Origin of the sequence: Bradyrhizobium sp. CSA112 (assembly GCF_029051645.1) — a bacterium.
GTDB lineage: Bacteria > Pseudomonadota > Alphaproteobacteria > Rhizobiales > Xanthobacteraceae > Bradyrhizobium.
In genome coordinates, this window is record NZ_JAACFS010000075.1 from 1 (window position 1) to 9,115 (window position 9,115).

Annotated in this window: 7 protein-coding genes and 5 pseudogenes; 5 read left to right on the top strand and 7 right to left on the bottom strand. The window is 59.1% G+C overall.

The features are described from left to right. Positions 1 to 127: 127 nt before the first annotated feature. The 3 genes and pseudogenes from GWE18_RS41340 to GWE18_RS41350 form a co-directional block, all read right to left on the bottom strand. A pseudogene (locus GWE18_RS41340) lies at positions 128 to 739 on the bottom strand (IS66 family transposase); the annotation flags it as partial. 317 nt (positions 740 to 1,056) lie between these two features. Next, a complete protein-coding gene (locus tag GWE18_RS41345; protein WP_275191234.1) occupies positions 1,057 to 1,347 on the bottom strand; it encodes a hypothetical protein in 291 nt (96 codons plus the stop codon). A 223-nt stretch (positions 1,348 to 1,570) separates the two neighbouring features. Further along, a complete protein-coding gene (locus GWE18_RS41350) occupies positions 1,571 to 2,011 on the bottom strand; it encodes a hypothetical protein (RefSeq protein ID WP_275191235.1) in 441 nt (146 codons plus the stop codon). Between the two features lie 380 nt (positions 2,012 to 2,391). Between GWE18_RS41350 and GWE18_RS41355 the strand changes: the two are divergent. Together GWE18_RS41355 and GWE18_RS41360 are read left to right on the top strand one after the other, a co-directional pair. Then, positions 2,392 to 2,625 (top strand): annotated as a pseudogene (locus GWE18_RS41355) (hypothetical protein); the annotation flags it as partial. A gap of 858 nt (positions 2,626 to 3,483) precedes the next feature. Continuing rightward, a pseudogene (locus GWE18_RS41360) lies at positions 3,484 to 3,609 on the top strand (IS5/IS1182 family transposase); the annotation flags it as partial. Positions 3,610 to 3,631: 22 nt separating this feature from the next. Here GWE18_RS41360 and GWE18_RS41365 read toward each other — a convergent pair. Together GWE18_RS41365 and GWE18_RS41370 are read right to left on the bottom strand one after the other, a co-directional pair. Next, complete coding sequence (locus tag GWE18_RS41365; protein ID WP_275191238.1) at positions 3,632 to 3,766, bottom strand: hypothetical protein; 135 nt, start codon at positions 3,764 to 3,766, stop codon at positions 3,632 to 3,634. 42 nt (positions 3,767 to 3,808) lie between these two features. Next, entirely contained in the window at positions 3,809 to 4,093 is a 285-nt protein-coding gene (locus GWE18_RS41370) for a VirK family protein (protein WP_244608742.1), read from the bottom strand. Between the two features lie 2,069 nt (positions 4,094 to 6,162). Between GWE18_RS41370 and GWE18_RS41375 the strand changes: the two genes are divergently transcribed. The 3 genes and pseudogenes from GWE18_RS41375 (at position 6,163) to GWE18_RS41380 (ending at position 7,280) form a co-directional block, all read left to right on the top strand. Continuing rightward, positions 6,163 to 6,678: an ROK family protein gene (locus GWE18_RS41375; protein ID WP_342804346.1), complete on the top strand. Its 516-nt coding sequence runs from the start codon at positions 6,163 to 6,165 to the stop codon at positions 6,676 to 6,678. Positions 6,679 to 6,738: 60 nt separating this feature from the next. Further along, positions 6,739 to 6,876, top strand: a complete 138-nt coding sequence (locus GWE18_RS42450) for a hypothetical protein (RefSeq protein WP_342804347.1) — start codon at positions 6,739 to 6,741, stop codon at positions 6,874 to 6,876. Between the two features lie 83 nt (positions 6,877 to 6,959). Further along, a pseudogene (locus tag GWE18_RS41380) lies at positions 6,960 to 7,280 on the top strand (hypothetical protein). 621 nt (positions 7,281 to 7,901) lie between these two features. On the opposite strand, the gene GWE18_RS41385 reads toward GWE18_RS41380, so the two are convergent. Continuing rightward, a complete protein-coding gene (locus GWE18_RS41385) occupies positions 7,902 to 8,603 on the bottom strand; it encodes a molybdate ABC transporter substrate-binding protein (RefSeq protein WP_275191237.1) in 702 nt (233 codons plus the stop codon). A gap of 308 nt (positions 8,604 to 8,911) precedes the next feature. Next, a pseudogene (locus tag GWE18_RS41390) lies at positions 8,912 to 9,115 on the bottom strand (Effector protein NopP); the annotation flags it as partial.

Genomic DNA, 9,115 nt, shown 5'->3' on the forward strand with positions numbered 1-9,115 from the left:
ATCAGCTTGATGATGTTATCTTTGGACACGGCATATCGCTCCTTCGGTGGAGAAGTGGAGGCTTCAAGCACCCCCACGATATGCCGCCTTCCCGATTCCCACCGTCACCAACTTTCAGCGATAGCTCCCATGCTTGCGGGTCGACATCGTTGAGGCGTGCGGTGGTGAGAAGCGTCAGCATGACAGCGGCGCGGTCTGCCCCGCGCTGAGAACCGGCAAAGGTCCAATTGCGTCTTCCGAGAGCGATACCGCGCAGCGCTCTTTCCGCAGCGTTGTTGGTCAGGCAGATTCTGCCATCATCAAGGAAGCGGGCGAAGTCGGCCCAGCGCTTGAGCATGTAGTCGATCGGCTCGCGAACCGCGGAGGAGCGCGAGAGTGTGGCGCGTTCGGTGGTCATCCATTCGTGCATCGCATCGAACAGCGGCTTGCTCTTTTGCTGTCGCACGCTAAGCCGCTCGGCGGCGGTCAAGCCGTTGATCTCGCGCTCGATGACGAAGAGTGCATCGAGGCGTCTGACCGCCTCCAGCGCTATCGGGGAGATCGGCTTACCCTTCTTGCCCTCCCGGGCATTTTTTGCGATGTCGGCCAGCTCGAAGAACTTTCGCCTCGCATGCGCGAGGCAAAATGCCGGCATGATCGGCAGCGCTTTCTTCTTCGGATCGAACAGCGGCTCGAAGCCGTTGTAGCAGTCCGCCTGGAGGATTCCACTGAACCGGGCCAGATGTTTTTGTGGATGCTCACGGACATCGGATCGCGATACGCACCCAACCTTGGGAAGCCTGCCAAAAGAATTGCCGAGATTGCGGTACATCGCATCCATAACGCGGGAGGTTTCGCGGAGGTAGGTGCTCCGTCCCTCCTCAGTATTGGGATAGACAAGTTTGGGGCTTGTTTTGATGTGCTCGAAAAAAGCGGCGAGAGCCACCAAAGCCAAGCGAGTTCTTTAATCTTTCCATCTCTCCGTGGATCCGGGCGACCTCCTCCAGCCCGTACTCGTGGATTTGTGTCGCCGACAGCTCCGTCGTGGTCATGTGCCTGAGCGCCTGCGCGTAGAACTCAACCCCCGTTGGGGTGCTTCCAGGCGCCGTCGTCCGTGCTGGACGAGGCCTGGAGCCGGCCCGCCGCCGCAATCAAATCGACGTAAGCCGGCTGGACGAACCTGATCATTGCCTCGATGGCTGCTTCAATAAGCTTGGGCTTCATCACGTAAGATATGGGCAGCGCCTCGACCTTCGCGCGGAAGTCCGCAAGCCACGTCGAGTCGTTTCCTGAAGCATGAAAGGGCACGCCGCCCAGAAGAATGCGACAATCCCGGATGACCTTGTCGTAAACAAAACCGGGGAGCAAGGATCCCCTTGCGAGAACGCAACTCGACACCATCGATGACTTGTGCGACCGACCTGCGGACGCCCTCGAGGCGAGAGATGTACCCGCGCCACCATTCCCGCGTTGATCAGTGAAGTGGGTCATATGGCGAAAGAGATGGTTGTCACGACCACTGTAATTGGTCCACGGCAGGTAAGCGCGTCGGTGCTTAAGCGCCAACGCTCCGTGAGCATGGTTTCGGCGCTTAGACCGACACGAAATGCATCCCAGTTAGTATGCTGAATGCCAATGATCCTGTCAGCCGGCGCCGGCATATATACATGGGGTTGGCGATTTGCACGCATCCCGTCGAGTCGGAGCTCTGGCCGTAATAGGGCCAGCCGATGAATGCGCCGACCTTATGGCTGGTGCCGCGCAGCAAATCGTAACCGGCGTCGGCCGTGTAGTATGTGAACCTTCCGTTGGCCTGGCCTGATACGTTGTTGATACAGGACAACGAGCGTTCGATGCCCCAATCTTCATTGTTTATGTTTCCTTTGTTGAAGCGCCCGAGGCCAATATTGCCCTTCAGGAATATTCCCCACGGGCTGTCAAGACGGCCAAATAGTTCTCCGGAAAGTCCGTCCAGTCCGTGATAAGTGAGCCTCGAGATAAGAATGCTAGGATCTCCAGGTATATGAGGCACAGCGCTATGGTCCCATTGGAATCTTCCCCGGCTGAGCCAGAGCCGCGATCCGCCTTCGAATGACTAATCGGCCGTGTACGCAATGGGCGGCACGCTGGTGGGTTCTTTTGCATACAGCGGCGCGTCAGACCATTGCGCCGCCCGCGGGTCGGCGCCGAAGTGGTAATTCAACCCGACCTTTCCAATGTGATAGTTGCTCGATAGGCTGGTTGTGTTCGCCGGAAGAATTGCAAGCGGTGGAAACTGCACGGTCGGAGCGGTCGCGACACTCGGCCCGCCAAAATGCAGGTAGTCATACTCAAATTTGACGGACCATGCAGGCGTAACCGCCTGCCTGCGATGCAGAAGACTTCATCTGGTGCGGCTGCCGGGGCCGGCTGATGGCCAAGGTGCCCGGCTTCGCCCAGGCCATTGCCGCTGGCGCATCACCGAAATGGACAACTGGGACAGCGACTTCCTCGATCTTGTCGAAGAGGCGCATCTCACCTTCGAGGGTAAGTCCGATTGTGAAATCGCCTTCGGTGCGCTGAAGCGCCTTCTCGACGTCCGCTACAGCGCGCGAGACGGTTCGGCCTGCTCGGAGTTTCTCATGGGAAGGACACGACGAAAATGACCGTGCGCCCCGAGGGCGCGAACTACCAGTGAGGGAGGGTCTCACCCGGATAATTGTCGATTGGTCCGGAAGCTGGCAGGCGGCACGGCCGGGTAACTGGTTGGGTCGGAGCCCTGCGACGAAGGCGGCCTTGGGCTGCTGAGCGATCCGATGGGCCGTAACAAAAGTGAAGCCCGAGCAGGCCTCGAAAGTTCGAATGCGGATGCCGACCCTCCGGTCATTTGGGGAAGGCCGCACGCGTGGGGAAGTAATCGACACGCGCACCCACGCGATCCGCCGGGGTAGTGGGCACGGCACGTCGGAAGGGTGGTTCGCAGTTACAGGGGGAGACCCGTCGCGGACGAGGGTAGCGGCCTCAGCATCGCAATAGGCGGTGGTCACGGCGGGAGTCGGACGGGGCAATAGGAGCGTTGATGCCGGGTAATGCCGGTGGAGCAAAGGGCCCCGACTTCTGGTGCGCTTTTGAAGATGGCGAGGTCGTGGTGATTGGCGATGAGCCTGCAAACACCATCAATGACAGGCGCCGCCGGAGATTGCTGTGTCGAGGGGCGAAGGAGAGTTACTCACCGTACCGAAGCCGCGTGCGGTTAGTTTGTCTCCGTGTGCCTTGCGGTGAAGCCAGTCGGAAAGCCGGGTGCCGGAAATCGGCACGCCCGGTTTGATGAGCGGGGATGGGAAACGGAGCGTTGGCCATAGGCCCCAAGCTACCGCGCCCATCCTCGACTCTACCCTCCTGCGGTCGCGGATCGGTTATGATCGGCACTGCGGGCAGGCTCGTCGGCCAATTCTTCATACACAATGGCGACGATACAAGCTTCGTTTGCGAACGCGGCTGAGTTCTTCAACAGCCCTGGCAGGTCAGCATCACCTCATCGAGTGCTGCTTCGGTAAACCGAAGCAATTTCGCCGCGTGGCGACCGGCTACGAAAAGACGGCCAGAAACGACCTGGCCGCCGTCACGATCTCGGCTGCCGTGTTATGGCTCGATAGATCTCCACTCGAAAGGATCAGGGTAGCGAAGCCGCGCCGTGGCCCTGCGCAGTGTCCCAAACGAACTTCGCGCCGTCCGGCAGTTCGCAGATGAATTCGCCCTGATTCACGACTTCGGTCGCCCCGGCGGTCAGCTTGAAGGCCCGCACCATAAGCTTGCCTTCGCGGCTGAGGCTGTGGCGGAATGTATTCCGTCAATCCACGGTTTGATGCGCATTGGCAAAGCTGATGCCGTTCTGGGCAGTCACCCTGAAGGCACTTATAACCAACCCGGCCTGCGTGGCCGGCCCGGGCTTGCCGCCATCGACGGTGGTACAGCGGTTCAGGTCCAGTATGAGCTTCACATTCTTGCCGGCCTGCAGGGCACTGAGCACCTCGGCGTATTTCGGCGACGGTTCATCGGCCTTGGCGATCGTGCTCACGCTTACAGCCGAAAGCAAGGACAACAGGATCGAAAGGCGTCTGCCACTGAACTTCATACGCTCTTCTCCTCCACAACAACCGCAGGCCACGCAAGCGCCAACTTGCCCGATGTCGTGTTCGCAAACAGCCTGGCGGAGTCCGGACATATTCGGTCGCAACAACTACACGTGTCGCAACCGCGCGCAAGTCGTTGCGAAGGATAATCCAACCTCACAACCTCGGTACGTAAGGTTTGCGAAGTGGCTTCACCATTTGTGACACCCTCTGCACTGTTTGGTCCAGCGGGTGGCAGCGTCGAAAGTACAAACGGCAATAGTGCGTGAATGCAAAGGAAGCCGATATGACCGAGAGGGTGCAGGCTCTCATATAAGCGTAAGCGGAAGAGTTTCGAACGAGCATTCAAGAAACGGGCATCTTGCCGAGCACTCCGTGTGGCCGCCCGGCAGGGACCGCTACCGCCCGAAGAAATGGTCGGGGAATGGACCGCCGGTGAAATTGATGCGGTGGGACGACGAGCAAAAGACTTGCTCGGTCAAGGGACTTGATCTCGGTATACCGAAACAAGCTTGGCGGAATGTCAAATGGCGCGACGGCAGCGTTGACTTCTTGACCTCGCGCTTTGCGCGGCTCCGGGTCCGCCCCGCTCATCGCAATGACTGGCTGACCCGCGGCGCTCCCGCTCAGAACAGAGGGTGACATGCCGAACTCGTTCGCTACCATGCGGCGGTGCCTCGCGAGCGTATTTGCTTAGACGCTACGTAGATGTCCGTGCTGCGCTATCGAAATGGAAGCTCATGCGCCGTCATGATTTGTGACGCAGTAAATCTAATCCGTTCGGATATCGGCGTCCCTCTGGTCACAGGCCGCGCAAAGGAAGTTTCCCCGACATCGAAATTCGGCAATCGTCCGGCCACCGATCAAATCGATCTTTATGGCGTAGCGCAAACTAAGCCCGGAGGAGATGGCCCATACGTACGCGCGCCCGCCCGCAAATGAAAATCCGTGTGGCCGGACACCGGCGATTTCGACGCCGATCATCGGCACCTTTTCGTGTGGCATATTATTTGCACGGGTTTATCTGGGTTGGACACGGCCAGGTGCCGCGCCATGCCCCAACCGGCCCGACGCACCTCATACCCGGCAGTGTGCGTCGGGCCGGTGCTGTTTCAGCATAGGAGATCGACGCTCGACCGCATTCATCGGTGTTAAGTCGGATGCAGCCGTTTGTGCGATGACCGATACAACGGTGCCGTTTCACTCGCGCTGTGCGAGGTGTGACACTGTGCATTGCCGCGCGTGCAACATCAAAAGCGCTTTCTGTGGTTCTGGCATGGAGAGCGCGTTCGCCAACGCGTCTAAGCTGCACCGTTAGGACTGATTTGCAGAGCTCAAATGATGCGCGATTTTCCGAACATCTCGATCAGCCTGTCTGTGGTTCCTACTACCGGATGGGGGCATCTCTTAGTTCGATATCGAAACGGCCGCGATTCTACGCGCGGTCCTGAACGGAGGCTGCAAAGGTTTCCCAGCACCAAACCCCATAAATCGATTTCCGTTTATGGCGATCTTCCGATGCGTTACATTGTAATCGATTCTGTGGCTGATCTTGGGGATGGAGTCATATAGCGGCCACTTCAGGCTGTGTTACGCTTGGGGAATGTCACGGCTCGCCAGCATATTCAGCACGTATACTGAGATCTGACCCAAGAGCCGTAGCAGCCTCGCATATCGCATAGGGGCCGCCACCTGGCCGACCACGCCGCAGGGGATATCGGCCTTTCGCGACAGCGAGGAGCGCGCCTCTTGCCGATCACGAAGGCGGGGATCAAGCCGGAGGGCGGGGTTAGGGTAAGATCGATCGACCGAGCAGGCTCGGATAGCGCTCTGCTGATCCGGGCTATGCTTGTTTCGTTTCATCCGGCTGCTTGCTCGGCTGCATCCGCGTGCAAGCACGAAGCAAACGCGTTGTTAAGAATTGGCCCGCACTGATCTGCGCGATTCCGATTCGTTCCTTGCGAACAAAATAGAGTCGGATGGAGAACAAAGCTGTGATGCTGCTCGTCTCCCTGCTTCAGGTAAGGATCGGCTGGAGTTATGATCATCCGACCGAGCAGGGCGCGGCTTCATGGCGAAGAAAGCGGGCAAGCAAGCATCGCGGCATACGGTCCTCGTGATCGACATCGGTGGTTCGCGTGTGAAGGTCACGACCAACAGGGAGCGAACCAGGCGCGCGTTTGCGTCCGATCCCGAGCTATCAGCGAGAGTGATGGTCAGGAAGGTCAAGGCGCTGACGAAGGACTGGTCCTATGAGGTCGTCGCGGTCGGATATCCCGGACCTGTGGTCAACAACCGGCCCTTGTCGGAGCCTCACAATCTCGGTCTCGGGTGGGCCGGCTTCAATTTCGAAAGGGCCTTCGATCGCCCGACCAAGGTCGTCAACGATGCGCGGATGCAGGCGATCGGCAGCTATCAGGGCGGCCGAATGCTGTTCCTCGGCCTCGGCACGGGTCTTGGCTCCGCGATGATCGTGGATGGCATTCTGGAATTGATGGAGCTGGCTCACCTGCCGTACCGCAACGGCAAGACATTCGAGCAATATGTCGGCGCCGCAGCCCTCAAGCGCGTTGGCAGGAAGAAATAGCAACGCACGGTCGATGACGTCATCAGGCGCCTGCTCGCAGCCGTGGAGCCGGATTACATCATGCTGGGCGGCGGCAACGCCGGCAAGGTCGACAAGCTGCCGCGCAAGGTCCGCCTCGGCGTCAACACCAACGCGTTCGAGGGCGGATTTCGGCTGTGGAAGAAGGGGGTAGTTAGATCGTCCGGCGTACGGCGATAGAAAATGCCGCAGCTGCATAGGCGCGTGAGCTTTGCACCTGGATTTGAATGGCCTCTCAACGATCGACTGTCTATGGTGTCCGCATGTCCCGCCTTGTGTATCTCTTCACTGCTATCGTCCTGTCGCTGTTATCAGTCGCGCTCTGGCCGCACCGCTTCAAAAGCGGCCGGCTCCGCGCTGGCACGGCTATGGCTTCCTGCCGGGTGACCCAGCAGCCGCTGAACAACAGCCTTCCACTTTACGCCCAGAAAGACGCGATGCGGCGATCGGCACGCCGCGACCGGCGCCCTTGGTACATTGACCCGGTCCCCCGTTACTACGGGTATGATGGCGCCTGGCACTATTTCGGCCGGCCCGGCTTTTACGACAGCCGCTACAATGGCGGCAGCTTTGGCCCGTGCTGAACGCGGACGCCGACCGGGCCGATCTGGAATTGCGGCTGATTAGGTGGTAGGGCGCAATGGCGAAGCGTATTGCGGCGTCTGGCGTTGGTGACGGCTTAAGTTGGGCTAATCCAACTGGCGTGCGTACGCACGTGCCTCCAATATTCGCGACCCGCTGAGAGAGGTCAGTCGATGACCTCAGGCGTGTATGCCAGATGGCGCTTGCCAACGCCCCATCCTTGTGGCGCGAACTTGGCTGCTTTGGCCACGCCGCCTTGCTCATGAGAACGCGTAAATGACCCAGCAGATGCCGACCCACAGGAGCGCGTTGAGGAGGACCGCCGCAAGCGGCCAGAAGTTCCACACTATCCGCGGCTGTGAAGCATCAGCATGCAATGCGCGATCGGCCTTACCGCCTTCAATCACGCGCGGTTGTGGTTTGCCCCAGTGCGTCATCCGTATCCCATGCTTGCGCTGCGCTAGTCGATTTGGGTCCCAGCAAATCGAGATCACCAAGTCAAGTGAACGTCGCCATCCCGATGCCGATAGAATCACGGCCGTGAGGCTGGCGAGCCTGATCGTCCGCCTTGCCGACTACCAGATCCCAGCCGACCTGCGGTCCAGGGCTGGCTCTTCGAGCACCTAACCATAGCGCTCAATGATCACGTGAGCCTCAGGCCTTTCGGAGATGAACCCCAGCGTTGCTTCGCGGTCGGCGCTTCCCTTCGACGACGCGGCACCTTGCTCAATGGGACCATGGAGCTCCTGCGGCATCAGCCAGCGCGAGGCATCATCACCAATCAATTGAAATCTCGTGACGAAGGCGAGCTCGTCATAGCCGATCTCGTATTGATCCGCCCGCGTGACTGTCGCGCCCTCGATGCCCTTCGGCTGCATGGCCTCATGAACGCTGGGCGAACTCACTGACTCGATCACGGCTACCTTAAAAGGTGTCTCGGCGAGGCAGATCGATAATTTTGCGAAGGCCATCCTCTTGGACATCTCCGCGCCGTTCACGAAATTCGCACTCTTCCAAAGTAGGAAGTTTCCGATCGTGTTGATGAAGCGGCCTTCCGGTAGTACGGTTTCATCCACGACCAGCTCCGTTGGTCGCGTGTCGGCCGAGATCTGAAATTGCGCACCTTGCGTGACGTGGTTGTAACATTGTCCATTCGCGCCCGATCTCATAGCTGCCCCGTGACCAGCCGTCCGCTTGATGGTCGAGGCTATCTCCTTGGTCGGTGCGGTTAAGTTGGCGGCGAGGGCCACATTAATGTCTGCCGCTTGTACAGTTACGACTAGCCTCAACGCCGCATTGATCAATATCAATCGAGCAAGTCTCATTGTGAATTCCTGGGTCGGTGACCAGCGCGCCGCCTTTTAACTGCGGCATCTTCATCTCAGCAATCGGCGTGCCGAACGCGAAAGTGCTCTGCGCGTCGCTTGAAGAAGAAAAAGCACGTGCCCGAAGCGGCACCCGCGGAATGATTTAGGTGCAGTAGTCGGATTCTCCACATCAACGTCCGCAACCGGACACGACTGGTACGACAAGATAGATGACAAATGACGCCGGTCCCCCTCGTGCCGCCAAGACGGCAACAATGCTTTCGCATTTTGGGTTCAATCCAGCGGCTACATTCAGGGCCGGCCTTTCACCACCGGCTCGCCGTCGGATCGACTGAAGAATGACGTCCGTCACTGGCGCTAAAAGTACTTCCCTCATTCTCACCTAGACGGGGCTTCACCTCATCCGTGGCAGGACGCGACATGACCAACGCCCGCTTGCCGTCAAGCCGAAGTTGATGTTCCAGCAGAACATCGCCTGCGTTCTCGACGAGCGGATGAGTAACCCGGAG

Excerpts from the sequence above, each read along its gene's own strand:
- GWE18_RS41385 (WP_275191237.1), bottom strand. The coding sequence starts at position 8,603 with ATGAGACTTGCTCGATTGATATTGATCAATGCGGCGTTGAGGCTAGTC.
- GWE18_RS42450 (WP_342804347.1), top strand. The coding sequence starts at position 6,739 with ATGCTGGGCGGCGGCAACGCCGGCAAGGTCGACAAGCTGCCGCGCAAG.
- GWE18_RS41365 (WP_275191238.1), bottom strand. The coding sequence starts at position 3,766 with ATGGTGCGGGCCTTCAAGCTGACCGCCGGGGCGACCGAAGTCGTGAAT.
- GWE18_RS41370 (WP_244608742.1), bottom strand. The coding sequence starts at position 4,093 with ATGAAGTTCAGTGGCAGACGCCTTTCGATCCTGTTGTCCTTGCTTTCG.
- GWE18_RS41375 (WP_342804346.1), top strand. The coding sequence starts at position 6,163 with ATGGCGAAGAAAGCGGGCAAGCAAGCATCGCGGCATACGGTCCTCGTG.